Annotated in this window: 27 protein-coding genes, 1 tRNA gene and 1 other RNA gene; 16 read left to right on the top strand and 13 right to left on the bottom strand. The window is 68.1% G+C overall.

Annotated elements, in window-relative coordinates:
- The first annotated feature begins 134 nt into the window (after nucleotides 1-134).
- Nucleotides 135-563, top strand: coding sequence for a DoxX family protein (locus LKD76_RS31080; RefSeq protein ID WP_227984984.1), 429 nt, complete (start codon nucleotides 135-137; stop codon nucleotides 561-563).
- A 211-nt stretch (nucleotides 564-774) separates the two neighbouring features.
- Here the strand turns inward: LKD76_RS31080 and LKD76_RS31075 are convergent, their stop codons facing one another.
- Entirely contained in the window at nucleotides 775-2,007 is a 1,233-nt protein-coding gene (locus tag LKD76_RS31075; RefSeq protein ID WP_227985496.1) for an erythromycin esterase family protein, read from the bottom strand.
- A 158-nt stretch (nucleotides 2,008-2,165) separates the two neighbouring features.
- On the opposite strand from LKD76_RS31075, the gene LKD76_RS31070 reads away from it, so the two are divergent.
- The gene (locus LKD76_RS31070) at nucleotides 2,166-2,873 is read left to right on the top strand and encodes a MerR family transcriptional regulator (protein WP_227985495.1); all 708 of its coding nucleotides are present in this window, start codon (nucleotides 2,166-2,168) and stop codon (nucleotides 2,871-2,873) included.
- Here LKD76_RS31070 and LKD76_RS31065 read toward each other — a convergent pair.
- Together LKD76_RS31065 and LKD76_RS31060 are read right to left on the bottom strand one after the other, a co-directional pair.
- The gene (locus LKD76_RS31065) at nucleotides 2,856-3,461 is read right to left on the bottom strand and encodes a maleylpyruvate isomerase family mycothiol-dependent enzyme (protein ID WP_227984983.1); all 606 of its coding nucleotides are present in this window, start codon (nucleotides 3,459-3,461) and stop codon (nucleotides 2,856-2,858) included. The genes LKD76_RS31070 and LKD76_RS31065 overlap by 18 nt on opposite strands.
- Before the next feature lie 191 nt (nucleotides 3,462-3,652).
- Nucleotides 3,653-4,543, bottom strand: coding sequence for an RNA polymerase sigma-70 factor (locus tag LKD76_RS31060; RefSeq protein ID WP_227984982.1), 891 nt, complete (start codon nucleotides 4,541-4,543; stop codon nucleotides 3,653-3,655).
- Between the two features lie 229 nt (nucleotides 4,544-4,772).
- Here LKD76_RS31060 and LKD76_RS31055 point away from each other — a divergent pair, with 229 nt between their 5' ends.
- Nucleotides 4,773-5,897, top strand: a complete 1,125-nt coding sequence (locus LKD76_RS31055) for a TfoX/Sxy family DNA transformation protein (RefSeq protein WP_227984981.1) — start codon at nucleotides 4,773-4,775, stop codon at nucleotides 5,895-5,897.
- A gap of 39 nt (nucleotides 5,898-5,936) precedes the next feature.
- Here LKD76_RS31055 and LKD76_RS31050 read toward each other — a convergent pair whose 3' ends face one another.
- A complete protein-coding gene (locus LKD76_RS31050; RefSeq protein ID WP_227984980.1) occupies nucleotides 5,937-6,470 on the bottom strand; it encodes a hypothetical protein in 534 nt (177 codons plus the stop codon).
- A 343-nt stretch (nucleotides 6,471-6,813) separates the two neighbouring features.
- On the opposite strand from LKD76_RS31050, the gene LKD76_RS31045 reads away from it, so the two are divergent.
- On the top strand, nucleotides 6,814-7,044 hold the full coding sequence (locus LKD76_RS31045) for a hypothetical protein (RefSeq protein WP_227984979.1): 231 nt from the start codon (nucleotides 6,814-6,816) through the stop codon (nucleotides 7,042-7,044).
- Between the two features lie 67 nt (nucleotides 7,045-7,111).
- Here LKD76_RS31045 and LKD76_RS31040 read toward each other — a convergent pair.
- Together LKD76_RS31040 and LKD76_RS31035 are read right to left on the bottom strand one after the other, a co-directional pair.
- Nucleotides 7,112-7,199, bottom strand: a tRNA-Ser gene (locus tag LKD76_RS31040).
- A 44-nt stretch (nucleotides 7,200-7,243) separates the two neighbouring features.
- Nucleotides 7,244-8,245 (bottom strand): hypothetical protein, encoded by a 1,002-nt coding sequence (locus LKD76_RS31035; protein ID WP_227984978.1) that lies wholly within the window; start codon nucleotides 8,243-8,245, stop codon nucleotides 7,244-7,246.
- A 165-nt stretch (nucleotides 8,246-8,410) separates the two neighbouring features.
- Here LKD76_RS31035 and ffs point away from each other — a divergent pair.
- Nucleotides 8,411-8,505, top strand: an RNA gene (gene ffs, locus LKD76_RS31030) — signal recognition particle sRNA small type.
- A 134-nt stretch (nucleotides 8,506-8,639) separates the two neighbouring features.
- Nucleotides 8,640-9,926, top strand: coding sequence for an aspartate aminotransferase type Ic (locus tag LKD76_RS31025; RefSeq protein ID WP_227984977.1), 1,287 nt, complete (start codon nucleotides 8,640-8,642; stop codon nucleotides 9,924-9,926).
- Between the two features lie 67 nt (nucleotides 9,927-9,993).
- On the opposite strand, the gene LKD76_RS31020 is transcribed toward LKD76_RS31025, so the two are convergent.
- Nucleotides 9,994-10,833: a methyltransferase domain-containing protein gene (locus tag LKD76_RS31020; protein WP_227985494.1), complete on the bottom strand. Its 840-nt coding sequence runs from the start codon at nucleotides 10,831-10,833 to the stop codon at nucleotides 9,994-9,996.
- Between the two features lie 138 nt (nucleotides 10,834-10,971).
- On the opposite strand from LKD76_RS31020, the gene LKD76_RS31015 reads away from it, so the two are divergent.
- Nucleotides 10,972-11,559: an HhH-GPD-type base excision DNA repair protein gene (locus LKD76_RS31015; RefSeq protein ID WP_227984976.1), complete on the top strand. Its 588-nt coding sequence runs from the start codon at nucleotides 10,972-10,974 to the stop codon at nucleotides 11,557-11,559.
- A gap of 11 nt (nucleotides 11,560-11,570) precedes the next feature.
- Here the strand turns inward: LKD76_RS31015 and LKD76_RS31010 are convergent, their stop codons facing one another.
- A complete protein-coding gene (locus LKD76_RS31010) occupies nucleotides 11,571-12,083 on the bottom strand; it encodes a PadR family transcriptional regulator (RefSeq protein ID WP_227984975.1) in 513 nt (170 codons plus the stop codon).
- A gap of 112 nt (nucleotides 12,084-12,195) precedes the next feature.
- On the opposite strand from LKD76_RS31010, the gene LKD76_RS31005 reads away from it, so the two are divergent.
- On the top strand, nucleotides 12,196-12,783 hold the full coding sequence (locus tag LKD76_RS31005; protein WP_227984974.1) for a hypothetical protein: 588 nt from the start codon (nucleotides 12,196-12,198) through the stop codon (nucleotides 12,781-12,783).
- Nucleotides 12,780-14,105: a carotenoid oxygenase family protein gene (locus tag LKD76_RS31000; protein ID WP_227984973.1), complete on the top strand. Its 1,326-nt coding sequence runs from the start codon at nucleotides 12,780-12,782 to the stop codon at nucleotides 14,103-14,105. The genes LKD76_RS31005 and LKD76_RS31000 overlap by 4 nt, the downstream gene beginning before the upstream one ends.
- Before the next feature lie 42 nt (nucleotides 14,106-14,147).
- On the opposite strand, the gene LKD76_RS30995 is transcribed toward LKD76_RS31000, so the two are convergent.
- From LKD76_RS30995 to LKD76_RS32030, 4 genes are read right to left on the bottom strand one after another with little or no spacing between them, the layout of a single operon-like run.
- Entirely contained in the window at nucleotides 14,148-15,299 is a 1,152-nt protein-coding gene (locus LKD76_RS30995; protein WP_227984972.1) for an LLM class flavin-dependent oxidoreductase, read from the bottom strand.
- Nucleotides 15,300-15,310: 11 nt separating this feature from the next.
- Complete coding sequence (locus LKD76_RS30990; protein ID WP_227984971.1) at nucleotides 15,311-16,312, bottom strand: ABC transporter substrate-binding protein; 1,002 nt, start codon at nucleotides 16,310-16,312, stop codon at nucleotides 15,311-15,313.
- Nucleotides 16,309-17,082, bottom strand: a complete 774-nt coding sequence (locus LKD76_RS30985) for an ABC transporter ATP-binding protein (protein ID WP_227984970.1) — start codon at nucleotides 17,080-17,082, stop codon at nucleotides 16,309-16,311. The genes LKD76_RS30990 and LKD76_RS30985 overlap by 4 nt, the downstream gene beginning before the upstream one ends.
- Nucleotides 17,055-18,062 (bottom strand): ABC transporter permease, encoded by a 1,008-nt coding sequence (locus LKD76_RS32030; RefSeq protein ID WP_227984969.1) that lies wholly within the window; start codon nucleotides 18,060-18,062, stop codon nucleotides 17,055-17,057. Before LKD76_RS32030 ends, LKD76_RS30985 begins: the two co-directional genes overlap by 28 nt.
- 56 nt (nucleotides 18,063-18,118) lie before the next feature.
- On the opposite strand from LKD76_RS32030, the gene LKD76_RS30975 reads away from it, so the two are divergent.
- Entirely contained in the window at nucleotides 18,119-18,820 is a 702-nt protein-coding gene (locus LKD76_RS30975; RefSeq protein ID WP_227984968.1) for a DUF8020 domain-containing protein, read from the top strand.
- Between the two features lie 303 nt (nucleotides 18,821-19,123).
- A complete protein-coding gene (locus LKD76_RS30970; RefSeq protein ID WP_372465955.1) occupies nucleotides 19,124-19,837 on the top strand; it encodes a DUF8020 domain-containing protein in 714 nt (237 codons plus the stop codon).
- A 78-nt stretch (nucleotides 19,838-19,915) separates the two neighbouring features.
- Here LKD76_RS30970 and bla read toward each other — a convergent pair whose 3' ends face one another.
- A complete protein-coding gene (bla, locus tag LKD76_RS30965; protein ID WP_227984967.1) occupies nucleotides 19,916-20,854 on the bottom strand; it encodes a class A beta-lactamase in 939 nt (312 codons plus the stop codon).
- 121 nt (nucleotides 20,855-20,975) lie between these two features.
- Here bla and LKD76_RS30960 point away from each other — a divergent pair, with 121 nt between their 5' ends.
- From LKD76_RS30960 to LKD76_RS30940, 5 genes are all read left to right on the top strand, one after another.
- Nucleotides 20,976-21,857 carry a LysR family transcriptional regulator gene (locus LKD76_RS30960; protein ID WP_227984966.1) on the top strand — a complete coding sequence of 294 codons (882 nt, stop codon included), beginning with the start codon at nucleotides 20,976-20,978 and terminating at the stop codon, nucleotides 21,855-21,857.
- Nucleotides 21,858-21,860: 3 nt separating this feature from the next.
- Nucleotides 21,861-22,769, top strand: coding sequence for a serine hydrolase (locus tag LKD76_RS30955; protein ID WP_227984965.1), 909 nt, complete (start codon nucleotides 21,861-21,863; stop codon nucleotides 22,767-22,769).
- 71 nt (nucleotides 22,770-22,840) lie between these two features.
- Nucleotides 22,841-24,061: an acyl-CoA dehydrogenase family protein gene (locus tag LKD76_RS30950; RefSeq protein ID WP_227984964.1), complete on the top strand. Its 1,221-nt coding sequence runs from the start codon at nucleotides 22,841-22,843 to the stop codon at nucleotides 24,059-24,061.
- Nucleotides 24,058-25,488: an LLM class flavin-dependent oxidoreductase gene (locus tag LKD76_RS30945; RefSeq protein ID WP_227984963.1), complete on the top strand. Its 1,431-nt coding sequence runs from the start codon at nucleotides 24,058-24,060 to the stop codon at nucleotides 25,486-25,488. Before LKD76_RS30950 ends, LKD76_RS30945 begins: the two co-directional genes overlap by 4 nt.
- A 77-nt stretch (nucleotides 25,489-25,565) precedes the next feature.
- Entirely contained in the window at nucleotides 25,566-26,939 is a 1,374-nt protein-coding gene (locus LKD76_RS30940; RefSeq protein WP_227984962.1) for a styrene monooxygenase/indole monooxygenase family protein, read from the top strand.
- Nucleotides 26,940-26,944: the final 5 nt, after the last annotated feature.

The following is a 26,944-nucleotide window of genomic DNA, read 5'->3' as shown; positions in this document are numbered from 1 at the left end:
AACACAGCGCACATCCGGTCCCGACGGCCCGGTGGAAATTGTTTCGACCGCGGCGATGAGTTTTCCGGACCGCCCCCGTCCCTACTGCTGAACGCGCCACCAACCCGGCGCGACCGACCCAGAAGGAACGAGAAATGACCGCCGTCACCGCCACCCAGACCACCGCCGCCGTCGGCCCCGGCAAGATCCGCAACCGCGTCCTGTGGACCCTGCAGATCGTGCTCGGTCTGTTCTTCGTCATCGCCTCCGGCGGCCCGAAGCTCGTCATCCCGCAGACCCTGATGGAAAACAATGCCACTGCCTTCTCGATCCCGTTGGCGCTGCTGGTCTTCATCGGTCTCGCCGAGGTCGCGGGCGGGATCGGACTCATGGTGCCCCGCCTGACCGCGGCCGCCGCGATCGGCCTGGCGATCGTCACCTTCCTCGCCGCCGGCTTCAACGCCTTCCTGGCCGGCACCCCGGAATTGGCTCCCTTCCCGCTGGCGCTCACTGCGATCTTCGCCTGGATCGCCTACGAACGCCGGGCCTCGATCACCGCCTTGGGCGCGCTGCTCGAGCGATGACCCGCGCATAACGCCCGGCTACCGGCGGCACCCAGCCGCCGGTAGCCGCGTTGTGCGTTAGGGGGACAGTCCGGTCGGGTTGGTCGGGCTGTCCCATGGGAGTCGCGGGGCGGACGTCACCGGATCGGGCCGCCCACCCCGCGACCCTCCGAATCATGTGATGACAGTTGTTGTTTCGCGGCGGGCGGTTTATAACGCGGCTATTCGCCGGCTACCAGTACCGATGCTGCTTGCCGTCGGTATCGGCCACGAAGAGGATCGCGTCGGCCCCGGTCACATCCGCCGGGGCGAGCGGAATATGGCCGCGCACGATCGGTTCGCCCGTGCGGATCGATGGGGGCAGGGCGGCGAGCAGTTCCGCCGCCGGGAACAGTGCCCGGCGAGTCGTCGCCTCGGCCAGCATGCCCTGGAAGGTGTCCGGCTCGGCCTGCGGGCGGGCATCGGTCGCCACGAAGACATAGCGTTCGCCGAGCGCGAGTCCGACGAGCGCACCGGCGCTACCCCAGCTCACCTCGTCCGCGCCGACCGGCATACCGGACTGTGCCCGCTGCAAGTGCACGTTGTGCGCGAACACCAGGGTCGGCCCGTGCCGCCGCTCCTGCTCGACCAGCGCCAGCAGGTTGTCCGCCATCATCTCGGCGCGCACGGCGAGCAGGCGACCGATCCGATCGGAGGCGGGACTCGCCATCGCGGCATGATAGCGGAGCAGCCCCAGCGCGGTCCGCGCGTAGGCGGCGGTCAGGTCGTAACCGGCCTGGTCCAGGGGGCGCAGGGTGGGCGCCGCGCGCCGCAGCGCACCCGCGAGATCGTCCGCGGCGATCCGCAATGCCCGCGCCCGGTCGGAGTCACCGATGGAGACCGCCGGGTCGTACATGGCCTCCTCGTTCGTCCACTCCGCCTCCTCGCCGAGCAATGTGTCGAGGTCGCGGGCCGATTCGGGCCGCAATGCCGCGGGCAGCCGATCGTGGACGGCGAACAGGGCGCGGCGCGGGCTCGGCGCCGCGGCGAACTCCAGTGGCGCGTCGAACCCGTGGAAGCGAACCCGATCCCGTTGTGGCAGTTCTGCATTGTGCGCCCGGAGCCACTCGACGAGTTCCCGGTTGCCCGGCACCTCGCCGAACCGATGACTGAACCCGGTCGCGAGCACGGTGTCGATATCGCCGGTTCCCCCGTGCACGTAGTCGTCGACGACGGACGCGGCGAAGATATCGGTTTCCACGGCGATCGACCGGTATCCGCGGTCGACCAGATGCCGAAGAATCTCGTTGCGCAGCAACGGGAATGCCTCGATCCCGTGCGTCGGTTCGCCCAGACCGAACAACACCGGCGACTCGGACCGTGTGCCGAGCAGTTCGTCGACGGCGCGGCCCAAGGCGGCGGAGTCACCGAGTTGGCGGCCGATTCCACGCAATGTGGTGGCGGTGGACGTGGAGTTCGTGGACATGGAGTTCGTGGACATGGAGTTCGTGGACGTGGAGTTCGTGGACATGGAACACCCCTTCCGAAATTGGCTACCTTCGACGGTATCGTTGAAGAATCGGGTGAAACTTCTTCACGGTTCACCCGGAATCAAGGTGCTGAACCCTCAAATGGAGGTGTGAGCTGCGGCCCATCGATCTGGCCCGGGAGCACGGATTGTCCGCCCAGGCGGTGCGCAATTACGAGGACGCGGGCGTCTTCCCGCCGGCCGCGCGCACCGAGACCGGCTACCGGTCCTACACCCCCGTGCACGCGCAGGCGCTGCGCACCTTCCTCGCCCTGCGCGCGGGCCACGGGCACGGGCAGGCGGTGGAGATCATGCGCGCGGTCAACGACGCCGACCTCGAATCCGCCTACCGGCTCATCGATGCCGCGCACGTCGCCCTGCGCACCGAACGCGACACCCGCACCGAGGTCGCCGCGGCACTGGACAGCCTGTCCACCACGGCCCCGGCGATCCCCGGCCGCCCGCTGACCGTCGGCGAACTCGCGCGCCGGCTCGACCTGCATCCGGCCACGGTGCGGGCTTGGGAGACGGAGGGCATCCTGCACCCGGACCGCGAGCGTGGCACCGGCTACCGCCGCTACGACGCCGAGGCCGTGCGCGATGCCGAGATAGCGCGACAACTGCGCCGCGGCGGATATCGGCTGCACCAGGTCGCGCGATTCCTGGAATCGTTGCGCGCGGCCGGCGGCACGGAGGCACTCGACGCCTTCCTCGACTCCTGGCAGCACCGCCTCGATACCCGCAGCCGCCGATTGCTCAGCGGCGCAGGCCAACTCGACAGCTATCTGACGATGCGCGAGCGATTCTCAGAGACGCCCGCGTAGCGTCGGCACGCCCGGGCCGGTGAGATCGTCGCAGTAGACCGCTCGGCCGGCCATGGCCATCGTCAGTGCCAGCGTCGTGCCCCGGACCTCGGTCCCGGCGCCTGCGGTGAAGGGACCATCGGTCGCCTCGAGACGCAGACCGTCGATCGCGGTGCGGCTGGCAACCGCGAAATTCCGCTCGGCGTAGAACCGCGCTACCTCGGTGACCGCCGCGAGCGCGGGGGCACCGGCCAGTCCCAGCGGTCGGCGGATGTCCTGAGCGTGGACGATCACCTCACCCAGCCAGGCCGCGGTGTGGCGGCTGGAGGCCGAGGTGGTGCTGCCGATGATCGACCGGAAGCGCACCAGAGTTTCCGCCGGTGTCGCGCCGCGATGTTCGGTCAGGCGCCGGGCATTGTGCTCGTCGAAATCGAAGCGCGCAGCGAGAACGCTACGCAGCCAACGGAGTCGGCTGGTGCTGGCCGCCGCGGTCAGGTGTGCGACGACCTCCTCCACCGTCCACTGCCCGCACAGTGAGCGCTGCGCCCACTGCGCGTCGTCCAGCTCGGCGAGGTCGTCGGCCAGCGCCGCACGCTCCGTGTGCGCCATTGCCCACAAGTCCTCGCGAGACACCGCATCCGGCACCGGAGACACCTTTCGATCGGCGCGGCGCATTCGATCGCCGACCGGGGCACGACGCGCCCACGCCCGGCGGCACCGCCGCAGTTCCTCGTCCGTAGTGCAGACGACGGTGGCACCGCGAACTCATCGGTGCGGCTCCCGGCGATCGGCTCACCGGATCAGCGACTGACCGTGGTCCGATGTCCGAGACGCGACAGCTTCTCCGGGTTGCGGACGACATAGAGCCCGGTGATCAGGCCGTCGTCGATGCGCACGGTCAGCACATCGTCGACCTGGCCGCCGATCCGGATGACCAGCGCGGGCCAGCCGTTGATCAGTGCCGACTCGACCGTCGCCTCGGTGCTGAGTCGTGGCAGGCCCGCCCGCAGCACCCGCGCCACCTTGTCGGCGCCGGTGATCGGCCGCGGCACCGCCTGTACCACGCCACCACCGTCGCCGAGCAGCACCACGTCCGGTGCCAGCATGTCGACCAGATTCTGCAGATCGCCGGTGGCGATCGCCTGCTGGAAGGCCTCGATCGCACGGCGTGACTCGTCCGCCGACACCGCTCCGCGCGGGCGGCGCGCCGCCACGTGTGCCCGTGCGCGGTGGGCGATCTGGCGTACCGCGGCCGGTGTCTTGTCGACCGCCGCGGCGATCTCGTCGTATCCCAGGTCGAAGACCTCGCGCAGCACGAAGACCGCCCGCTCGGTCGGGGCGAGGGTTTCCAGGACCAGCAGCATCGCCGTCGACACGCTGTCCGCCAGCTCGACGTCCTCGGCCACATCGGGCGTGGTCAGCAGCGGCTCGGGCAACCACGGCCCGACGTAGGACTCCTTGCGGCGCCCGAGCGTGCGCAGCCGGGTCAGCGCCTGCCGCGTGGTGATGCGGACGAGATAGGCGCGCTGATCACGCACCTCCCGCAGGTCGACGTCCACCCAGCGCATCCAGGTCTCCTGGAGCACGTCCTCCGCATCGGCCGCCGAGCCCAGCATCTCGTAGGCGACCGTGAACAGCAGGTTGCGATGCGTCACGAACGCCTCGGTGGTCTTATCGATCTGCTCGCTCATGGATAGCTCCTGTCCGTCCACCATCGACTCTGGCACAACACCAGACGCTCACCGCCTCCGGCTTGTGACAGGGCTGATATGTGAGGTGAGTCACAGTGACGGATTCTGTGTCGATCGACGCGATCGCAGGGGAGGCGCACTCCTGTGCGGCGACCCGGACAAGCGGGTCCGGATGCCTGCACGAAAATCGCTTGCCCGGACGACATGTGCTGTGGCGTCATGGATCTCGATGAAACACCAGCGCCCCGGCACCGGCGGATCCGTCCGCGACGGTCTCAAACTGCACCGGCATACGGTGCGGTGGTCCGGTCGCGCCCACACCGTGATCACCCTCCGTCCGGGGACCCGTGCTCGCTTCAGCACCAACCGTTTCCACGAGACGTGGCATGTTCTGTCCGATGATCACGGCGCGCGACTGCTGGCTCGGCTGCTGTGGGGACTGGCCTATCAGGGACGTCCGGGCACCGTTGTGCTCATCGACCGCCCGTTTCTCAGCCCGAATCCGTTCGATGCCGATCCGGCCGATCCCATTGTCCTGGTTCCGGGTTGGTGCACGCCGTTCGACGATTACGCGGCACGGCAGCTGCGACGCCGGCTTCCGCTGTCGCGATCCGAGGGCACTGTGCGCTGGCACACCTTCGGGCTGGACCGGACGCTGGAACCCGGCGCATCGGAGATCTGGTGGAAACAGCGGCGGTATCGGGACGGCGAGGGCGATATCGCCCGCCGTCACGGTCTGCTCGTCGTCCAGCCGCGCACTCCCGACGACGCCCGGGCCTGGGCATTGCTCGCGGCGGAACTGGACACGACCCGGTTCGGCACCGATTACACCTATCTCGATCCCTGGGACCAAGGCCACGACGGTGAGATCCAGATATTCCGCCGGTTCCGTCCCATGGTGGGCGTGGCCCGCCGGGCGCGAACCCAGGTGCTGTCCCGCCCCGGCGCACCCACCGATCCCGACGCTCTGCGAGCGTCGGTGTGGAGCGAGGCCGAACAGGTCCGCGGCGACGCGCACCTGCGCGTGCGGCAATGGCAGGGCCGCGGCTGGGGCCTGGGCGATGCCGCCGCCGCCATGCTCGCGCCCGCGGGTGTGACCACTGTCGACGAGCTGGCCGACGTGGGCCCCGTCGAGGCGTACCGCCGCATGCGCGCCGCCGAGGTGAAGGGCCTCGGCCTCGACATGCTGTGGGCGATGGACGCCGCCCTCACCTATCGCGATCGCAGCGCGGTGGACGCCGAGCGCCGCCGGGAGCTCTTGTCCGAACTCGGCCCGCCGCCGCCCTCACGGCCGCCTCGCCGCCGCCGCTACCGAGCCCCCATCCGCCGGACCCCGGCGTACGACCGAACCTGAGTGCGAAGGCGCCCAACGACATTCGTCCGTTGGACTGGCTCAACGCCGGAAGCGGAACCATCGTCCGGGCGGGCTCGCCACCTCGGTGATGGGGCCGGGACGCCCGGCAACGATGTATCGGTCAGCTGCGGAGGGATCGGGTTGATCGCGCTCGGTGGCCTCGGGGACCGTGTCAGCTGACGTGGCGCCGTCTGGTTTGCCGGTCCGTATCAGCTTCGGCACTTTGCCCAGGGCGGCGATCATCAAGGTGAGGAAGCCGTACTCGCTGAGGGCGTCATCCTGGCGAAGCTGGAATGCGCCGACCACCGACATCAGAAGTACCGCTCCGGCGATGACCACGGGGACTGTCCATACGGGGGCGAGGCGAGCGATCGCCAGCAACACGATCAGCAGAATCAGCGTGGCAGCCAGGTAGAACGACCCGGAGACCCACGGTGATTTCCGGCGTGCTGCGTTCATCGTGGATCGGAACGCCCGGTCGTATGCTTCCTGAACTTCCTCCGAGGTCCCGCCCGTGACCGTGACCACGACCCGACGGAGGCGGCCCTTCTTGTCGAATTCTGCGCTCCCCATACCGTTACGACCTCTCCCCGCGTACTGGTTCATCGATCATAGAGTCGGCACGTATCGCTCGGGAGCGGTTCCAGCCGGGACATCGTCGTCGGCGGGCGCTCGAGCCGGTGTATCGCGAGCGACCGTCTCGCGCAGGAGATTCGCCGCCGGGCGTCTCGGCGTGCCCGCCGATTCCTCCGAAAAGGGCTGCCCCACAGGGACTTCTCGCGCTCGGAGCGACACGCCGAATACATCGAATCTCGGCGCACGCCGAGGGAAGGCCATCGACAGCGCCGACGCGGGGCTCTCCGGACTCCCGGGACTGGGGACGGCCCGTACCGGCCGATCGTGGGAGCGTTGGCGGATGAACAACGCGAATCCGGCCGGTCCCGACGATCCTGATTTCGATGGGGAAGGTGATCCCCGGGTCCCCGATGAACGCCCCACCACCTGGGCGGAGTTCGCCGCCGACGCGGCAACCCCGGGCGGCAGTGCGAACGGTCCGGTGGTCATGGGGCCGGGCATGTTCCTCGACAACGGGGACGCGGTCACCGGTCCGATCGATTTCACCGCGCACCGTCTGTCGAACGAGTAGTCGCCCGGCCTAGGCTCTGAACGCAACGGGAAACGCCCGCTACCGAATCGGTAGCGGGCGTTTCCCTTGGCGGAGGATAGGGGATTTGAACCCCTGAGGGCGTTAACCCAACCCGCGTTCCAGGCGAGCGCCATAGGCCACTAGGCGAATCCTCCGCAGAGCAATATACCGGGTGCATCCCCCGGAACGAAAAATGGGCCTATTTGTGCAGGCCTGCCAGGGCTTTCTTCAGCTGGTCCTTACATGTGGTGGCCACGTCGTCGGTGTTGATGGACTTCTCACCCTGGATGCGGAGCTCGACCTTGGCCGAGACGTTGGAGTCGATGGCCGCGCAGGTGTAGTCGAGCGTGACGAAGCTCGAGTAGTCCTGCTGGTAGGCGGCGTAGTACGCCTGGCTGCCGATACCCGCGATATCGCCCGAGGTCCGGCCGCTACCGGTGGTCTTGGTGTCGGAGTTCTTCCAGCTGTTGAACTCCGGATCGCCGTACTTGCTCTGGAAGTCGGCCTCGAAGTCGATGTCGGAGCCGTTGCTCCCGTACTTCCCGGCGCCGTCGTAGCGCGCCCGGCAGGACAGGTTGCCGCCGCCGTAGCTGGAGTCGGGCGCGCGTTCGGTGTGCTCGGGGGAGTCCTTGGGGTCCGGCGCCCATCTGCGCAGGACGGTCGGGTCGATCAGCGAGCAGGCATTGGTGACGTTGGCCATCGAGTAGCTGCCGTCGACGCCCTTCTTGGTGCTGGAGCCGCCCTTGCTGCCCCCGTCGCCCCCGGTGAGCGCGATCACGCCGATGACGATGCCGATCACCACGACCAGGCCGACCACGCCGCCGACGATCCACGGTGTGTTGTTGTTCTTCTTGCCCGGCTGGGGATAACCCGGCTGCTGCCCGTACGGCGGCGGGAACTGCTGCTGTGGATAACCCGGGTGCGACGGTGGCGGCGGCTGCTGCGGGTAGCCCGGGTGCGACGGCTGCTGCTGCTGTGGGTAGGGATGTTGCGTCCCGCTGTGGTAGGCGTCGAATCCGGCCCCCAGGACGGTCGGATCGGTGCCGGTAACCCCGGCCTGCCCTCCCATGACGGTCGGGTCGGTGCCGGTCAGCGGCTGTTCGGGCGCCGCCGGTGTGGACCACCAGTGCACGGTTTCGTTGGGCGGATTACCCTGCCCCGGTTGCTCGGGTCCACCGTGCGGTGGGTTACTGCCTGTCACGTCATTCCTCCGGTCCTGGCGCGGAAGCCCCCTCGAAAATGTCGGAGGTGATCGTATCGACTTCGAGAGCGGCCGTCTCGTGGGGTGAGCGCCCGTTGGGGGGAACTCTCACCTGCGGCGGCGCGCCCGGATTCCCTCCCCGCGGCGGATATGACTACACTGGCCGACGGATCCCGCGCGGCGCGCATCCTGTGAACTCCCCCAGGGCCGGAAGGCAGCAAGGGTCAACGGGCTCTGCCGGGTGCGCGGGGTCCCCTTATTTTTCCGAGATTTCTCCGGGGGAAACTCATCTGCCACGCGGCGCACTCGGCGAGTAACGTGGTCGGCTGGGTCGGCGCCAGAAGCGCGCGATCCGTCAACCTGTTACCCCACGCTGCTTGAAAGGCTGCTCAGGATGCCTCGGCAAACGCAGATCGGTTTGATGAGCCATGCGGAACTCGTATCCGAACACGAGACGCAGACCGCGAACTACGCGAAGCTCCAGACCGAGAAGCTCACGCTGGATCTGACGAGAGGTAAGCCCTCACCGGAGCAACTCGACCTCTCGACCGGTCTGCTCGCGCTGCCCGGCGCCGACGACTATCGCGACGGTAAGGGCACCGACTGCCGCAATTACGGCGGTCTGCACGGACTTCCGGAACTGCGCGCGATCTTCGGTGAGCTGCTCGGGATTCCGGTGGAGAATCTGCTGGCCGGCAACAACGCCAGCCTGGAATTGATGCACGACATCATCGTGTTCGCGATGCTGCACGGCACCGCCGACTCGAAGGGCCGCTGGGCCGACGAGCCGATCAAGTTCCTGTGCCCGAGCCCCGGCTACGACCGCCACTTCGCGATCACCGAGTCGCTCGGTGTGGAGATGATCCCGATCGCCATCGGCCACGACGGCCCGGATGTGCACGCGATCGCGGAACTGGTCGCCGCCGACCCGCGGATCAAGGGCCTGTGGGCGGTACCGAACTACTCCAACCCGACCGGCGTCACCTTCTCCGAAGAGGTTGTGCGCGAGCTGGTTTCGATGCCCGCCGCGGCACCGGACTTCCGCTTGTTCTGGGACAACGCCTACGCGGTGCACCCGCTGACCGATACCGCGGCTCCGGTGATCGACGTGCTCGGCCTGGCCGCGGCGGCCGGAAATCCGAACCGGCCCTTCGTGTTCGCCTCCACCTCGAAGATCACCTTCGCGGGTTCCGGGGTCAGTTTCTTCGGATCGTCCACCGAGAACCTGACCTGGTACCTGAAATACGCGGCGAAGAAGAGCATCGGCCCGGACAAGGTGAACCAGCTGCGGCACCTGCGCTTCTTCGGCGATGCCGACGGGGTGCGCCGGCACATGCAGGCGCATCGGGCGCTGCTGGAGCCGAAATTCAAACTGGTGCTGCGGATTCTGGAGGATCGCCTCGGCGCGTCGAAGGTCGCCTCGTGGACCGAACCGAAGGGCGGCTACTTCATCAGCCTCGACGTGGTCGAGGGGACGGCCGCGCGGGTGGTGGCGCTGGCGAAGGAGGCCGGGATCGCGCTGACGCCGGCCGGCTCGGCGTTCCCGTACGGAAAGGATCCGGAGGACAAGAACATTCGGATCGCTCCCAGCTTCCCGTCTCTGGCCGATCTGGAGAAGGCGATGGACGGCCTGGCGACCTGCGTGCTGCTGGCGGCCACCGAGAAGTCCCTGGCCGCGTAGGCTGTGGAAATACCGCGGGGCGGGCCGAGTTCGAACTCGGCCCGCCCCGCTCGGTATTCCGGGGGTGTTACCGCGGCTTGTGTGCGAGCACCGCGAACATCGTCACCGACAGGTGGATGTCGCCGCTGCGTGCTCCGGCCTCGAGCTCCTCGAGCAGTTGCTGTCGCTGCGCCTCGGTGATCGCCGCGCGGGCCACCGCCATCGCCGAGATCCGTGCCACCAGCGCACCGGCGCCGACGGTCGAGTCCTGGACCAGCGCATGTGAGCCGATATCGTCGATGACCAGTCCGGCCTGGGTGAGCAGACCGGGCAGCCGCCGGCCCGAGAACGGATTGGTGGTGTTGGAGATCAGGGTTTCGATCACCTCGTGCACCACGCGCCGGTCTCCGGGGTGGACGAGGGCGGTACCCCAGTCGCTGTCCATCACGACCACTCGGCCGCCGGGCTTCAGCACCCGGGCGATTTCGCCGGCGGCCCGAGCCGGGGCGGTCAGGTGCTGGAAGACGCGCTCGCAGAGCGCGGCATCGAAGGTATCGGCGCCGAACGGCAGTCCGTAGGCGTCGCCGGTGACGAATCGGGCCGACGAATCGAGCTGGGCGGCCCGGCGTTCGGAGGCCGCCAGCAGATTCGGATCCGGTTCGACGCCGACCGCGTCGCCGGTCGGTCCGGCCGCGTCGGCGAAGGTGAAGACCTCCGAACCGGTACCGGAACCGATATCGACCGCACTCTCTCCGGGTGCGACGGCGAGGGCCTCGTGGGCCCAGCGGCGGAGGTCGCGAACCCCGGGCAGTGCCGCCTGCAGATCGTTGACGTCGATGAGTTGGTCGCGGCCCGCGCGATCGAAACGGTCCGGCCTCAACCCCGAGGGTGAGGAATTGTCTGCCGAGGAGCTGTGTGTGGGCGCCATATCTTCCACCGTGGGAGTTGCCAAAGTGTCGGGCATGGCAGTGACCCTACGCGCGCAGAAAAGCTACGGGTGGGTAGCCGTGTGAGTCCTGTCACCGGGTCGGTAGGCGGATATCCGGACGTCTGACATGATCAATGCATGGTGAGCCGCAAACTGTGCCTCGCGCAGGAGCCGGAGGCGGACAAGCTGCTGTCGGAAGACGATTTCGCGTTGCTGACCGGGATGCTGCTCGATCAGCAGTTCCCGCTCGAGCACGCCTTCCGCGGTCCGAAGAAGATCGCCGACCGGATGAACGGTTTCGATATCCACAAGATCGCCGAGGCCGATCCGGAGGAGTTCGAGGAGCTGGGCGCGACCCCGCCGGCGATTCACCGCTACGGCCGGTCGATGGCGCGCCGCACCCAGGATCTGGCCCGATACGTGGTCGAACATTACGACGGCACCACCTCCGCGATCTGGACCAGGGACGATCCCGACGGCACAGAGGTGCTGCGCCGGCTCAAGGAGCTGCCCGGGTACGGCGATCAGAAGGCGCGCATCTTCCTGGCGCTGCTCGGTAAGCAGCTCGGGATCCACCCGAGGGGCTGGGAGAAGGCCGCGGGGGCGTACTCCGAACAGAATTCACGCCGTTCGGCCGCCGATATCGTCGATGGCGAATCGCTGCTGGAGGTGCGGGCCTTCAAGAAGCAGATGAAGGCTGCCGCGAAGGCGGACAAGGCGAAGTAGAGCGGCCCGGATCAGATCTTGTCCGCGGCCGCCGCGAACCACTCGCCGCGCATCCGGATGAACTGCTTGCCGTAATCCATCACCAGGTGGCCGTACTGGGACAGATCGTCGTCGTCCCAGTCGATGCGTGCTTCCAGTTCGTGCACCTCGGTCAGTCGCCGCTCCAGCGCCTCTGCGCATTTTCGCAGGTAGGCGCGCCGCTCCGCGGGCTCGATGGTGCCGAGCAGGAAGACCCGCAGCATCGTCTCGTCGCGCCGGGCGGGTTGCGGATCGACCTCGATCATCCAGTGCCGTAGTTCCTCGCAGCCGGCCTCGGTGATCGCGTACACCTTGCGCCCGCGCGCACCCTCTTCGGCAACCTCGATCAGCCCGTCGGCGGTGAGTTTGCCGAGTTCGCCGTACAGCTGACTCTGCGTGGCCTGCCAGACGTTGCCGAGGGAGATCTCGAAGATCTTCAGCAGGTCGTAACCGCTGGCCGGGCCGCGATCGGCGAGCAGTCCCAGCGCTGCGTATCGGAGGCTCATACTCCGAACTTAACATGTCTACTCTGACATTTCAGTATTGACATGTTGTGATTGGAACCTCTACTTTCGACATGTCAGAAGTGGCATATCGGGGCGACGGAAGGCCGAGACCGTGTCGAAGTACTACGCCCGCACCTTCCTGCCGTGGATCGTGCTCGCCGTGGGCAGTGGAGTGGACAATCGCGTCGGCGCCGTCGATGGCCTGATCGCCGCCTTGGTGCTGATCGCCGCGGACCGCCGGGCCGGACGCCGGTTCGACGAGCTGATCCTGGATCTGTCCACCACCGGCTTCATGGCGTTGTTCGCCCTCTGGTCGGTGTTCGCGCCGGATTCCCCGGCACTCGACTACGGAACCGCGCTGGCCATGGCGTGGCTGGGCGCGACCGCGTGGCTGAGCCTGGCGCTGCGGCGGCCCTTCACGCGGGGTATCGCGCGCCGCACCGTGAGCGAAGAGATCGCTCGCACCACGGCTTTCGAACGGGTCAACGTGATCATCACCCTCGTGTGGGCCCTGTGCTTCACCCTCGAGGCGGTGTCGCTGGCGGTGGTGCGGTACCGGAGTCCGCACTCCGTGGTGGCCCTGGTGGCCTGCAAGGTCGCTCTCGTCGCCGCCGCCGCGATCTTCACCGCCCGCTATCCCGAATACGCCCGGCGCCGAGCGGATGCCGCGGCATCGACAATGGAGGAGGAACCAGCATGACCGACGCAGTGACGACACCGTGGCTGACCGGGCTGCTCGCGCCCGTACCGGACGAGATCGACGCCTACGATCTGCCGATCGACGGACGGTTGCCGCCCGAGCTGACCGGCCGCTACTTCCGCAACGGGCCGAATCCGCCACCGGGGCGGGCCAGTGGGCACTGGTTCGTCGGCGACGGCATGGTGCACGGGGTGCGGCTGCGCGACGGCCGTGCGGAGTGGTACCGCAATCGGTGGGTGCGCACGCCTCGATTCACCGTCGGCGCCCCCTTCGTCGGCGCCGACGGCATCGTCGATCTCGGCGCAGTCCCGGCCAATACCCACGTGATCTCGCACGCCGATCGGATTCTGGCACTCGTCGAGAGCGGCCTGCCCTACGAACTCACCCCGGAACTGGCGACGGTCGGCAGCTGTGATTTCGGCGGCCGCCTCACCACCGCGATGACCGCCCATCCGAAGCGTGATCCGCGCACCGGCGAATTGTTGTTCTTCGGTTACGGTTTCACTCCGCCGTATCTCACCTATCACCGCCTGACGGCGGCGGGGGAGCTGGCCGAAAGCCGGGTCGTGGAGGTCGGCGGGCCGACCATGATGCACGATTTCGCCATCACCGAGCGTTATGTCGTCTGGCTCGATCTCCCGGTGGTATTCGATCCGGCGCTCCTGGGCCGCATGCCGTTCCGATGGGACGGTGACTACCCCGCTCGCCTGGGCGTCATGCCGCGCGCGGGCGGTGCGGTGCGGTGGTTCGACATCGATCCCTGTTACGTCTTCCACGTCGGTAACGCCTACGAGGACTCGCGGGGCCGGATCGTGCTGGACGCCGTGCGCTACGCGCCCGAGGATTTCGCCGCGATCTGGACCGGGATCGGTGGCGGCGGTGCCGATACCGTCGCCGGGACGGGCGCGGCACACCTGCACCGGTGGGTGCTCGATCTCGAATCCGGTCGGGTCGGCGCAACGCGTCGCGATGATCGGGACGTCGAATTCCCGACCCACGACGACGAACGCACGGGATCGCCCTCCCGGTTCCTGTACGCCGCGGCCGATACCGCGATCGTGAAATATGATGTGGAACAGGGTAATTCGACCGCATGCGAATTGGGCGCGGACTTCGCTCCCGGTGAGGCGGTCTTCGTGCCGGCCGCGGACGCACGCGGTGAGGACGAGGGCTGGCTGCTCACGATCGTCTCCGATCGCGGCGGGCGCGGGTCCGAACTGCTCGTCCTCGACGCCGCGGATCTGTCCCGGACCGCGTCGGTACGGCTGCCGCGGCGGGTCCCGGCGGGGTTCCACGGTAGTTGGATCGCCGACGCGCGCTGACCCGCGAATCGGCCCCGGCGTCTATGCCGGGGCCGATTCGGGTCAGCTGCTGCCGGCCGCCGCGGTCGCGAACGGCGTTGTGGTGACCCGGTTCTCGCGATGAGCGGGCGGCTGCCACAGGCCGCGACGCCGCAGGATCGGCAGCACTCCCTCGCCGAACCAGTACGCCTCCTCGACGTGCGGATAACCGGACAGGATGAAGTGTGTGATACCGAGGCGGGAGTATTCGATCAGCCGCTCGGCGACCTCCTCGTGCGAGCCGACCAGAGCCGTACCCGCACCGCCGCGGACCAGGCCCACCCCGGCCCACAGATTCGGTGCGATCTCGAGTCGATCGGTGCTGCCGCCGTGCAGTTCCAGCATCCGGCGCTGTCCCTCCGACTCGCTCTGCGCCAGATTCGCCTGCACGCGTTCGATATCCGCGGGATCGACCGCCTGGAGCAGCCGGTCGGCCTCGGCCCACGCCTGTTCGGAGGTGTCGCGGGAGATGACGTGGATGCGCAGGCCGTAGTCGAGCACCCGGCCGTGATCCACCGCCAGCCGGCGAATCCACTCCAGCTTCTTGCTCACCGCGAACAGCGGCTCACCCCAGGTGAGATAGGTGTCGGCGTAGCGGGCCGCGACCGGTCCGGCGGCGGCCGACGAGCCGCCGAAGAACACCGGCGGCAGCGGGTCGGGGCGATTGTTCAACTGCGCGTTGCGCACCTGCAGGTGCTTGCCCTCGAAGCTGACCGGATCCGCGGACTCCCACAGCTGCCGGACGATGTGCAGGAACTCGCCGGTGCGCTCGTAGCGCTGTTCCTTGTCCAGGAAGTCGCCGTAGGCCTGCTGCTCGTGCGGTTCCCCGCCGGTCACCACGTTCAGCAGCAACCGGCCGCGCGAATGCCGCTGGAAGGTGCCGGCCATCTGCGCGGCCAGCGTCGGGCTCACCACACCGGGGCGGAACGCGACCAGGAACTTGAGTGTCTCGGTGGTCTCGACCAGCATGGCGGTGGTCAGCCAGGCGTCCTCGCACCAGGCCCCGGTCGGCGTCAGCACGCCTTCGAAACCGTTCTCCTCGGCGGCGCCGGCGATCTGGTTCAGATAGCGCAGCGAGGCCGGCCGGTCACCCGACATCGAGGTGCCGTGTCCGCCGGCGACCAGATTGCGGGAATCGCCGTAGGTGGGCAGAAACCAGTGGAAGGACAAGCTCATCGGTGCGGCTCCTAGGAAGTCGTCGGGTAGAGGTCGTTGAAGCGGGTGTCGATGAAGTCGGTCATCGTGAGCTTCTTCGGAATCAGTCCCGCCTCGGCGAACGCGTCGGCGACCTGCTGTTCACCCTGGATCGCGGAGGTATCCAGGGAGTGATCTCGATACGGATCCCGGGACGCGGCGAGGGTGCTCACGTCGAGCGGGATGCCGCTGATGCGGGCGAAGGTCTGCGCCCACTGATCGGTGTGCTGATCGGCCCATTCGTGGGCGCGCTGGAGACGGGCCAGCACATCGCGGATGGCGGCGGTGCGCGAGGTGCTCGCCAGCGCCTTGGTGCCCGCGACGGTGAACGAGTCCCCGTTGATATATCCGTTGCCGTCCGCCAGGATCCGGGCTTTCTCCTGAATCTGCCCGAGTGCGGTGTAAGGGTCCCAAATGGCCCAGGCGTCGACCTTGCCGGAGCTCAGGGCCGCCAGCGCATCCGCGGGCTGCAGATACTGCGGCTGAATATCCTTGAACGACAGCCCGTTCCGGTCGAGCACGGTCAGCAGGTGGTGGTGGGCCGAACTGCCCTTGGTGACCGCGATCTTCCTACCGCGCAGATCGGCCGGTGCGCGCAGTGGCGAATCCTTCGGCACCAGGATCGCCTGGCCCGCGGTACCGGACCGGTAGGCGGAGACGATCTTGATATCCGAACCGGCGGCTGCGGCGAAGACCGGCGGTGAATTGCCGACACTGCCGAAATCGACGGCGCCGGAGTTGATCGCCTCCAGCATCGGCGGACCGGAGGTGTACTGCGACCACTCGATCTTGTACGGCGCCGACCGCAGCTCACCGGCAGCGTCCAGCAATGCCTGCAGGCCGGTGCCCTTCTGGTCGCCGATACGCAGGGTGACCTGCGACAGATCCACCGAACCGTCCGGGCGCACCGCCGCGTCGTCGGAATCGGAACTGCCACATGCGGTCGCGACCACCGCGACGACGGCGACAGCGAGCAGGAGGCGACGGGGGATCATGCGGGACTCTCTGTTTCGGGATCTTCGGTGACACCCAGTTCGGTGAGCAGGGTGGTGCGCAGGGCGACGAGTTCGGGTGTTTCGCGCCGGCGCGGGCGGGGCAGATCGATGCGCAGGTCGCGGGCGATCCCGCCGTCGGCGAGCACGATGGCGCGGTCGGCCAGCAGCAAAGCCTCGTCCACGTCGTGGGTGACCAGCAGGACACCGGGCCGGTGGCGGGCCCACAGATCCAGCACCAGCGAGTGAATCGTGATGCGGGTCAACGCGTCCAGCGCACTGAACGGCTCGTCCAGCAGAAGCAGATCCGGCTCTCGGACCAGGGCGCGGGCCAGAGAGACTCGCTGCGCCTCACCGCCGGACAGCGTCAGCGGCCAGGCGTCGGCGCGGGCGCTCAACCCGACCTCCGCCAGCGCGGCGCGGGTGGCGGCCGCCGGATCGGAACGGCGAAGTCCGAGAGAGACGTTGGCGTGCACGCGTTTCCACGGCACCAGCCGGGGTTCCTGGAAGGCCACGGCCGCTTCTCCGTGGACATCCAGTTCGCCGTCGTAGTCGTTGTCGAGTCCGGCGAGGATGCGCAGCAGCGTGGATTTGCCGGTGCCGCTGCGACCGAGCAGGGCCACGAATTCGCCACGGCCGATATCGAGATCGATCGTGTCCAGCACGGTGCGGCCGTCGAACGCCCGGCCCAGCCCGCGAATGCTCGCCACCGGCTCGGACGCGGTGTCCCGGCGCGCCGTGTCGTTCAGTTCCCCAAGAACCCGCGTCGCCATACCAGCGCCTTTCTTTCCACCAGCCGGACGGCGGCATCGGTGAGCAGGCCGAGCAGGCTGTAGACGAGCAGGCCGACGACGATGACATCGGTGCGCAGGAACTCCCGCGCGTCGTTGATCAGAAAGCCCAGTCCCGCATCGGCATTGACCTGTTCGGCGACGATCAGGGCCAGCCAGGCGACACCGAGCGACTGCCGCAGTCCGACCAGGGTCTGCGGCAGGGCGCCCGGGAGCACGATGTGCCGGATCAGCGCCGGTTTGGACAGCTGCTGTACGCGGCCCAGCTCCGCGAGTTTGCCGTCCACACCGCGAATGCCCGAGAAAGTGTTGAGATACAACGGAATCGCGACGCCGAAGGCCACCAGCACGATCTTGGGCAACTCTCCGATGCCGAACCACAGAATCAGCAGCGGGATCAGGCCGTAGAACGGTAGTGTGCGCAGCATCTGCATCACCGGGTCGACGACATGTTCGCCCAGGGTGCTGAGGCCGGCGATGAGGGCCAGGCCGATCCCGATGGCGGCGCCGATGGCGAATCCGATGGCTGCCCGCTGCAGGGAAATCAAGATCGCGTGCGGTAGGGTCCCGTCCCCGACGAGGTCGATCGCCGTACGGGCCACCGTGGTCGGCGCGGCCAGCAGCTTTTCCGGCAAAATACCGGTGGCACTTGCGATTTGCCAGACGACGACGATGAGAACGGGGGTGATCAGCCGCGCGGAACGCGCACCGGGCAGATAAGGTAATCGCGGTAGTTTCTGTAAACGAGCCGCGGCCGACCAGCTGACGGTCGGCCGTATTGCTTGGGATGTCAACGTAGAACCTCGGGTTACTGGGTTGTCGGTGGCGCGATACGGCAATCCGGCTCGATCCTGCCCGAGGGTGCGGAGCACGTCACCGGTTGAAATCGGGCTGGTTCTTACTCTGGTTCGACCTTGTCGGATGCCCGCAAACTGTCCCGCGCCGTGTGTCGTGCCGGACACGGCGACCTGTGCCGCGCGGTTCTGCCGGCGGCCGGAAGATTGAGGATTCAGTAGCAGTGAAATTGAGGAAATTCGCCGTGCTCACGGCGCTGGTCGCGACCACCCTGAGCGCCCTGGCGGGAACGGTGAACGCCGCCCCCGCCGATGATGTTCAACCCGTCGGTTATCGAGCATCCAGTGACGACAGATCGGCCACCGTGACAACGGACTCCGGTTCGATGGACGTCGAGAACGGTGTGTTCACGATCAAGGCCGCCAACGGGGCCACCGTGGCGGGTACGGAATTGAAGTTCCGGGTGGACGATTTCGAATTTCCGATCGCTGCCGACATCTCGGGCCGCACCGCCACCCTGACGCCCCAGTTCGATCTGCAGCACGCGGTCTACAAGCCGGTCGCGCTGCCGTTCGAGGACTCGGCGCCGTGGAAGACCCCCTACGAGCGTGAGGTCGCCGCCTTCACTCGCCTGAAGGACACCGTCGCTACCGGTGCCACCATCGGCACGGTGGTCGGCGGTCTCGGTGGGGCTGCTGTCGGCTGCATCGCCGGTGCCGCCCTCGGTATCGTCGCGACCGGTGCGCTGGCCACCCTGTTCGGTCTCGGCCCGCTGGGCGGCTGTGTCGCCGGTGCCGCCGCGGTCGGTTTCCTGGGTGTGATCGCGGGCCAGCTCTTCGTGACCGCCCCGGTCGCCATCGGCGCCCTGATCCAGTACTTCAGCACCATCAACGAGCCGTTCCACCCCGCGGCGCCGGCCAAGTGAACGTCCTACCGGTAGCCCTGAGCCGGTAGCGTTCCCGCGCCGAGTGAAACACCTCCGCACCGAAAGGTGCGGAGGTGTTTTTGCTTTCAATATGCTTCGTGAGATTTAATTTATCTCGGTCGATATTCGATTGGAATCCAACTGGTTATTAACCTCGTTGCAGTTTCTCATTCATTCCAAAATAGATCCGTTGCTACGGGCCGTCGCATTCCGGTTACCCCCGTTGGATGCGAATGGTGACGAAATCCGTGAGCGGCGAATCGCTGCGTGAATTACCGCAGCCCGATGATGAGGAACAGGGCAGTGAAGATAAGGAATTCAGCCGTGGTCGGCGCCACGGTGGCCGCCGCCGTGGGCATCGCGGCCGGCACCGTCAGCGCGGCGCCGGCCCAGGACCCGGGTGTGGTGAACTACCAGGCCACGACCAATGAGAAATCGACGATCATCTCGACCGACGCCGGATCCCTCGATGTCCACGACGGGGTGTTCGAAATCAAGTCACCGGACGGAACCAGACTGGCCGGAACCGAATTGAAGTTCCGCGTCGACGATTTCGAATTTCCGATCGCGGCCGATATCAGCGGCCGCACCGCGACATTGACACCGCGGTTCGATGCGGGGCACGCGATCTACAAGCCGGTCGATCTGCCCTATCAGGACCAGGCGCCGTGGAAGACCCCGTACGACCGTGAGCAGGCGGCCTGGACGCGTTTGACCAGCACCCTCACCGCGGGCGCCACGATCGGCACGCTGGTCGGTGGTATCACCGGTGGAGCCGTGGGCTGCGTGCTGGGCGGTATCGCGGGCGCGACCGTCGCGGCGGCGGCGATCATCGGTCTGTTCGGCGGATTTCTGCCGGCGGCCCTGGTGGGCTGCTTGGGCGGCATCGTCGCGGTGGGCGCCCTCGGCACTCTTGCGGGTCAGTTGCTGGTCACCGCTCCGGTGGCGCTGCTGGCCGCGACGCAGTACTTCACCACCATCAACTCGCCGTTCAACCCACCGGCTCCGGCCAAGTGATCGGCCGGTAGAGAAGGCCGTGTTCCCCGGACCGACCGGCACTGGTCCGGGGAACACGTGCTTCGCCGCGAGGCGGGATCACTTCGGGGCGGGTCCACCGTCCAGCGCCGCGATAGCGAGGGCCGCGGCGCGGGCGACGGCCGCGTTGTCGTATTCGGCGTCGGGCCGATCGCGGGTGGTCAGTACCGCGATGACGATCGGAGCCCGGCCGGGCGGCCACGCCACCGCGATGTTGTTTCGCGTGCCGTAGTCGCCGGCGCCGGTCTTGTCGCCGACCGTCCACCCGGCGGGCACACCCGCCCGGATCAGTTCGCCGCCGGTGGTGTTGGCCCGCAGCATGCCGGTGAGCGCATCCCGATCCTCGGTGGCCACAGCCGGATCCAGCGTGAAATGCCGGAGGTCGGAGGCCAGCGCCCGCGGCGAACTCGTATCGCGGGTATCGCCGGGGATGGCCTCGTTGAGGGTGGTCTCGGTCCGGTCCATCCGGGTGACCTGGTCGCCGATATCGCGCAGTTGCCGCTGCAGCCCGGCCGGGCCGCCCAGGTGCGCGAACATCAGGTTGCCGGCGGTGTTGTCGCTGAACCTGACCGCGGCGTCGAGGATTTCGCGCAGCGTCAGACCCTGGTCGACGTGTTGCGAGGTCACCGGTGAATTGGCGACCAGGTCGGCGCGGGTGTAGGTGATCCGCCGGTCGAGGTCGGCCGGGGCGGTGGTGGTCAGGATCGCGCCCGCGGCCAGTGCCTTGAAGGTCGAGGCATAGGGAAACCGCTCGTCGGCCCGGTATTCGACGGTGCGCCCGGAACCGGTGTCGAGGGCGTAGACGCCGATCCGGCCGTGCAATCGGGAATCCAGCTCGTGCAGTTCGCTGATCGCCGACGCGTCGAGGGGGACCGTGGCCGTGGTCGACGTCGATGTGCTCGCGGGAGTCGCTGCCCGGTCGGCGCCACAGGCGCTCAGCAGCAGCAGTGTGGCTCCGGCCGCGATCGCGGCGGTGCCCCGGCGGTAGCGATAAGTCATCGGCATATCCATCTTCTCGTGGGAACGACGGTGAGCGCTCGGAGGAAGGTTCGCACCGTTCGTCGATGCTGTCCAAGACAGTTCCGGCGGTTTCCATGCTGTTTCGGCATAGACTGCGGTCGTGGATCTCGTCGCGGCCTGCAGAGCGTTCGTCGCGGTGAGTGGTCTCGGTAGTTTCACCGCGGGTGCGGCCGCGGCGCGGATTCCGCAGTCGGTGGCCAGCCGCCGGATCGCCGCGCTGGAAAGTCATCTGGGCGCGCGGCTGCTGGATCGCTCGGCGCGCACCGCCACTCTCACCCCGTTCGGCCGCGATATGTTGCCTTCGGCCCGGCGGCTGGTCGAATCCGCCGAGACCATGGAACGACATGCCGATCAGGTTCGGGAGCAGCCCTTCCGGCTCGCGGTCCCGGAGATCTGCGGTCCGGTGGCGCTGGCCCGGCTGGTCGCGGCCTGTCGTGGGCTGGCGGTCAACCTCGATCCCCACCCCGAGGCCCCGGCGCGGCGCGGCGAACTCGCGCGGACACAGGAGGTCCGCGCCGCGATCGTGGCCGTCGCGGCCGATCAGGGTGTCTGGCGGGTGCCGTTGGGGCTGGCCGGCGCCGATCTCCCGGACGGTCCGGTCTATCTGGAGAGTCTGCGCGTGGTCCGGGTTTCCGACCGGCGGCAGCGGCGGCGGATCTGGATCCAGCCCGAGGACGATCTGCCGCATATCCGCGATCGCATGATCCGATCACGCGACGCCCTCGGCCTGCGCCCGGGACAGATGGCGGTCGCGCCGTCGCTGGTGGCGGCGGTCGCCGCGGTGCTCGATGCGGGCGATCTCCTGCTGTGCTCGCGGGCGCAGGCCCGGGAGCTGGAGTTGCGGTGGCGGCCGATCGGCGAGCTGGAACCGGTGCGCGGCTACGACGTCGCGGCCGGGGTGCGCGCGGACGCGGATCGGATTCGGGCGCTGCCGCCGGACCTGCTGGCCCGGTGTCTCGGCGCGCCGGCGGAGCGGGAGTGAACTATGGGAGTGTCGACCGCATTGCACCGTGCCCGGGCCGAATTGGACGATGCCGGGTTGCGTGGCGCGATTCTCGTGCGCGATCTCGACACCGGTGACGAACTCGGATTCGACGCCGAACTCGAATTGCCGATCGCCTCCCTGGTCAAGGTGCCGCTGGCGCTGGCGACCATGGAACGCGTGGTGCGCGGTGAACTCGATCCGGCCATGCCGATCCGGGTATCGCCCGGCCGCCGGGCCATCGCGGGACCGACCGGACTGGGCAGGTTCCGGCATCCGGCCACGATCGCCCTCGACGATCTGTTGTATCTCAGCATCGCCATCAGTGACGGTCACGCCACCGACGCCCTGTTCGACCTGACTCCACCGGCCGCGGTGGGACAGGAACTGCACCGCCTGGGATACGAGGGCATCGTCGTCCGGCATCTGATGGACGATCTGGTCCGCACCCCAGCCGAACAGTTCGAACCGGCGCAGGGACATCTGGCGCACACCCTGGCCATCGAGGCGGCGACCGCCGGGCGCGGGCATCCGGTGGTGCAACTCGACGTCAGCCACGCCAATATCGGCACCGCTCGCGCGTTCACGGATCTGCTGGGTGGACTGTGGCGGGGTGGCGCCGTCCATCCCGCCGCCGCCGAGCGGGTACGAGAATTGTTGTCGGACAATCTGTTACGCCAGCGACTCGCTCCCGAATTCAGTTCCGACGCCACCCGCTGGTCGTCGAAGACCGGTACGCTGCTGAATCTGCGGCACGAGGCGGGCGTGGTCGAGCACGCCGACGGTCAGACCCTCGCCGTCGTGGTACTCACGCGGTCCCGGGTGCCCGCGGTGACCCAGCCGGGGGCGGAGGCCGCGATGGCCGCCGCGGCCCGGATCGTCCACGACGAATTGCGGATGCGACCCGCCTGAGCGGACCTCGAATTATGTTCCCGCTGCGCGTAACGGGTGAGCGAATCGCGGCGGCGGGTCATCGTCGGGGTATGGCCTCCTCAGCACCGCAGCAGATCTCCGACCGCGATCTCGACGACATCTTCGGACCGGTATTCGACCGCATCGCGGCCGGTGCCGTGGAACGGGAGATCGATCGGCGCCTGGCCTACGACGAGGTCGAGTGGCTTCGCCGGGCCGGCTTCGGGGCACTGCGGGTCCCGGCCGAATACGGTGGCTTCGGGGTCAGCGTGCGGCAGCTGTTCCGGCTGCTGATCGATCTGGCCGCGGCGGAATCCAATCTGCCCCAGGCGCTTCGGGTGCACTTCTCCTTCGTCGAGGATCAGCTGCTCGCCGAGCCCGGCCCCGCGCGCGAGCACTGGCTGCGTGCGGCCGGATCCGGTGTGCTGGTGGGAAATGCGATCACCGAGCCGGGCGTCGGCGCCGTCGATCGCTACCGGACCACGCTGACGCCGGGCGATGCCGGTGAGTGGCTGCTCAACGGCACCAAGTACTACAGCACCGGCACGCTCTACGCCGACTACGTGCTCGTCGCCGCCGATCGCGACGGCGATCGGGTGTCGGTCCTGGTGGACGCCACCGCTGACGGTGTGCGCCGCAGCGACGACTGGGGCGGTTTCGGACAGCGCCTGACCGCCAGCGGCACCACCGAATTCAACGATGTGCGCGTGCCCGCGGACCGGGTGCTCGGCCCCGGCTACGGTGAGGCCGGCCGTACCTACGCGACCTCGTATCTGCAGCTGGTCCAGCTCGCGGTGCTCGCCGGAATCGCGCAGCGCGCCGAATCCGATGTGCGGGCCTGGGTCGCCGACCGCACCCGCAGCTACACCCATTCCGTCGCCGATCTGCCGCGCCACGATCCGCTGGTGCAGCAGGTGATCGGCAAGCTGTCGGCCGCCTCCTTCGGCGCGCGCGCCAGCGTGCTGGCCGTCGCGGACCTGCTGGACGGGGTGCTCGACGCGGGAGCTCAGGACGAGGCCGCCCTGGATGCGGTCGAATTGGCCGCGGCCCGAGCACAACTCGGTGTGATCGATACGGTGCTGTCCGCCACCACCGAGCTGTTCGAGGTCGGCGGGGCCTCGATCACCTCCGAGGATCTGCGCCTGGACCGGCACTGGCGCAACGCCCGCACGATCTCGGTCCACAATCCGGCGATCCAGAAGGCCCGTTCGATCGGTGACCATCTGCTCAACGGCGCCGACCTGCCGTTCGCGTGGAGCGCGGGCAGCCGCGACGGGCAGGTGCGGCGATGACCCGGCGGATCCGGTTCAACGCCTTCGACATGAACTGCGTGGCCCACCAGTCCCCGGGACTGTGGCGTCATCCGCGCGATCAGTCGCATCGATACACCGAGATCGGCTACTGGACCGAACTCGCGAAGCTGCTGGAGCGCGGCCGATTCGACGGCATCTTCATCGCCGACGTCCTCGGCGTCTACGACGTGTACGGCGGCAACGACATCGCGGCGCTGCGCCAGGGCGCCCAGGTACCGGTCGCCGATCCGCTGCTGCTGGTCTCGGCGATGGCGGCGGTCACCGAACATCTCGGCTTCGGCATCACCACGGGTACCGGATTCGAACATCCCTTCCCGTTCGCGCGCCGGTTGTCGACACTGGACCATCTGACCAACGGACGGCTGGGCTGGAACGTGGTCACCGGGTATCTGCCCTCGGCCGCGGCGAATATGGGCGAATCCGAACATCTCGACCACGACGAGCGCTACAACCACGCCGACGAATACCTCGAGGTGCTGTACAAGCTCTGGGAGGGTTCGTGGGCCGACGACGCGGTGGTACGCGACCGGGAACAGGGCATCTACGTCGATCCGGCGAAGGTGCGTCACATCGGGCACCACGGCAAGCATTTCACCGTGCCGGGCATCCATCTGTCGGAGCCCTCACCGCAGCGCACTCCGGTGATCTACCAGGCCGGGGCCTCCCCGCGCGGTATCGCCTTCGCGGCCGAGAACGCCGAGGCCATCTTCGTCGCGGCGCCCTCGAAGCGAGTACTGGCGCAGACGGTGTCGCGAGTGCGCGAGGCACTCGAGGCCGCGGGGCGTGATCGTCACTCCGCCCGCGTCTACGCGCTGGCGACGATCATCACCGACGCCACCGACGAGGCGGCACGGGCCAAGTACGACGAGTACCGGTCCTACGCCAGCGTCGAGGGCGGGCTGGTCTTCATGTCGGGCTGGATGGGTATCGATCTGTCTCGCTACGACCTCGACGATCCGATCGGCGAGGTGAACAGCAACGCGATCCGCTCCGCGGTGGCCGCCTTCCAGGAATTCGACGACGACGGCCGGGAGTGGACGGTGCGCGATATCGCCGCCTGGGCCGGAATCGGCGGTATGGGACCGGTTTTCGTCGGGTCCGGCGAGACCGTGGCCGATCGGCTGCAGGAGTGGGTTGACGATACCGATATCGACGGCTACAACCTGGCCTACGCGATTACGCCGGGCACCTTCGAAGACATTGTCGAACACGTGATTCCGGTGCTGACCGAGCGCGGTGCCTATCCACGCGAGTACGTGCCCGGCACACTGCGCAACGCGCTGTTCGGCGCGGGCGACCGGTTGCCCGACGAGCATCGCGGCGCCCGCTACCGCCTGGGTGGACCCGGCTCGACGGTGCTGCCGGACGAACAGGTCCGGCCGGATTCCGCGGTGGGAGCGAGCTGAGCGCGGCGGCGCGCCGACATCGATTCCCGGTGATCGCAACTGTCAACGAAAGCCGCTGACCGGCGCAGTATTTCGTTATGACGAAACAGAATTCGAAACGCACCGCAGCCATAGTCGGAGCCGGTATCGCCGGTGTCACCGCCGCTCTGGGACTCCAGCGCGCCGGCTTCGACGTCACCATCTACAGCGACCGTGATCAGAAGAGCCTGCGCGATGACGTGCCCGCCACCGGCACGGCCCTGGTCTTCGGTGAGGCGCAGGCCGCCGAATCCGCCCTGGGGCTCGACACGTACGCCGATCGGGCGCCGAACCACACCGGTCTGAGTGTGCGGATCGCGGGTCCGGGCCGGGAGCGTCCGGAGCTGATCGGCTTCGACGGCTTCTTCGACGGTTTCGTCGGCCTCGCCGTCGACACCCGCCTCAAAGCCGACGAGCGCCTGACCACCTTCCTCGAGCAGGGTGGCACGTTCGTGGTGGACCGGGTGGACACCGACAGCTTGGACCGCATCGCCGGGGAGAACGATCTGACACTGGTCGCCACCGGTAAGGGCGGGTTGTCGGAGCTGTTCCCGATCGACGAGGAGCGTTCGGTCTACGACGCGCCGCAGCGCCATCTGCTGACCGTCACGGTCAAGGGGTTGGGTTACGGCCCCGAGGTTTTCGCGCACCGTTCCACCGAGGGCGGCGCGCACAGCCTGTTCTCCATCTTCGCCGATCAGGGCGAGGCGTGGTGGGGCCCGTACCTGCACAAGGACGCCGGTCCGACCTGGGCGTTCCTGGCCTGGGCCCGTCCGGGCAGTGATTGGGACGAGCGGTTCGCCAAGGCCGATTCGGCGGCGTCGGCGCTGCAGATCGCCAAGGATCTGTACCGCGACTACATCGACTGGGATCTGCCGGAGGTGCAGTCCGCGCAGGTCATCGAGGAGGATCCGCATTCCTGGCTCAAGGGCGCGGTGCGTCCGGTGGTGCGCCGGGGCGTGGGGGTCACCGCGAGCGGCCATCCGGTGGCGGCGCTCGGTGACACCGCGGTCGCCTACGATCCGATCGCCGGGCAGGGCGCGCAGAGCGGCCTTATCCAGGCACAGCGGCTGGTGGCCGCGGCGGCCGCGCACGAGGGCGCCTTCGACGCCGATTGGATCACCGAGCAGTACAACGATTTCCTGGCCGCGCGCTCGGATGCCGCCAACAAGGTGACCCGCCTGTTCCTGAGCGATCCGGAATTCGCCGAGATCGGCGGCAAGTTCTTCGCCGCCGCGGCTGTCGATCAGCGAGTCGCGTCGACGTTGGTCAGCACCCTGCACAAGCCGCAGCCGCTCCTGGAGATCAACTCCTTGGCCGATGCCGACGGCCTGCTCGAGGCCATCACCGGCGAGAACGCCGACGAACTGGTCTCGCGTTTCCAGCCGGCCGGCCGCTTCGAACGTTCCACCTACGAACCGGCGGCGGTGTAAACCCG

This window comes from Nocardia spumae, assembly GCF_020733635.1.
GTDB classification, from domain to species: domain Bacteria; phylum Actinomycetota; class Actinomycetes; order Mycobacteriales; family Mycobacteriaceae; genus Nocardia; species Nocardia spumae.
The sequence above is the reverse complement of the archived record's forward strand: the minus strand, read 5'-3'. Positions and strand labels throughout refer to the sequence as shown.

Excerpts from the sequence above, each read along its gene's own strand:
- LKD76_RS30990 (WP_227984971.1), bottom strand. The coding sequence starts at position 16,312 with ATGATCCCCCGTCGCCTCCTGCTCGCTGTCGCCGTCGTCGCGGTGGTC.
- LKD76_RS31060 (WP_227984982.1), bottom strand. The coding sequence starts at position 4,543 with ATGAGCGAGCAGATCGATAAGACCACCGAGGCGTTCGTGACGCATCGC.
- LKD76_RS30995 (WP_227984972.1), bottom strand. The coding sequence starts at position 15,299 with ATGAGCTTGTCCTTCCACTGGTTTCTGCCCACCTACGGCGATTCCCGC.
- LKD76_RS31000 (WP_227984973.1), top strand. The coding sequence starts at position 12,780 with ATGACCGACGCAGTGACGACACCGTGGCTGACCGGGCTGCTCGCGCCC.
- LKD76_RS31015 (WP_227984976.1), top strand. The coding sequence starts at position 10,972 with ATGGTGAGCCGCAAACTGTGCCTCGCGCAGGAGCCGGAGGCGGACAAG.
- LKD76_RS31050 (WP_227984980.1), bottom strand. The coding sequence starts at position 6,470 with ATGGGGAGCGCAGAATTCGACAAGAAGGGCCGCCTCCGTCGGGTCGTG.
- LKD76_RS31075 (WP_227985496.1), bottom strand. The coding sequence starts at position 2,007 with ATGTCCACGAACTCCACGTCCACCGCCACCACATTGCGTGGAATCGGC.
- LKD76_RS31080 (WP_227984984.1), top strand. The coding sequence starts at position 135 with ATGACCGCCGTCACCGCCACCCAGACCACCGCCGCCGTCGGCCCCGGC.
- LKD76_RS30985 (WP_227984970.1), bottom strand. The coding sequence starts at position 17,082 with ATGGCGACGCGGGTTCTTGGGGAACTGAACGACACGGCGCGCCGGGAC.
- bla (WP_227984967.1), bottom strand. The coding sequence starts at position 20,854 with ATGACTTATCGCTACCGCCGGGGCACCGCCGCGATCGCGGCCGGAGCC.
- LKD76_RS31025 (WP_227984977.1), top strand. The coding sequence starts at position 8,640 with ATGCCTCGGCAAACGCAGATCGGTTTGATGAGCCATGCGGAACTCGTA.
- LKD76_RS31010 (WP_227984975.1), bottom strand. The coding sequence starts at position 12,083 with ATGAGCCTCCGATACGCAGCGCTGGGACTGCTCGCCGATCGCGGCCCG.
- LKD76_RS31055 (WP_227984981.1), top strand. The coding sequence starts at position 4,773 with ATGAAACACCAGCGCCCCGGCACCGGCGGATCCGTCCGCGACGGTCTC.
- LKD76_RS30945 (WP_227984963.1), top strand. The coding sequence starts at position 24,058 with ATGACCCGGCGGATCCGGTTCAACGCCTTCGACATGAACTGCGTGGCC.
- LKD76_RS30940 (WP_227984962.1), top strand. The coding sequence starts at position 25,566 with ATGACGAAACAGAATTCGAAACGCACCGCAGCCATAGTCGGAGCCGGT.
- LKD76_RS31065 (WP_227984983.1), bottom strand. The coding sequence starts at position 3,461 with ATGGCGCACACGGAGCGTGCGGCGCTGGCCGACGACCTCGCCGAGCTG.
- LKD76_RS30955 (WP_227984965.1), top strand. The coding sequence starts at position 21,861 with ATGGGAGTGTCGACCGCATTGCACCGTGCCCGGGCCGAATTGGACGAT.
- LKD76_RS31020 (WP_227985494.1), bottom strand. The coding sequence starts at position 10,833 with ATGGCGCCCACACACAGCTCCTCGGCAGACAATTCCTCACCCTCGGGG.
- LKD76_RS31045 (WP_227984979.1), top strand. The coding sequence starts at position 6,814 with ATGAACAACGCGAATCCGGCCGGTCCCGACGATCCTGATTTCGATGGG.
- LKD76_RS30950 (WP_227984964.1), top strand. The coding sequence starts at position 22,841 with ATGGCCTCCTCAGCACCGCAGCAGATCTCCGACCGCGATCTCGACGAC.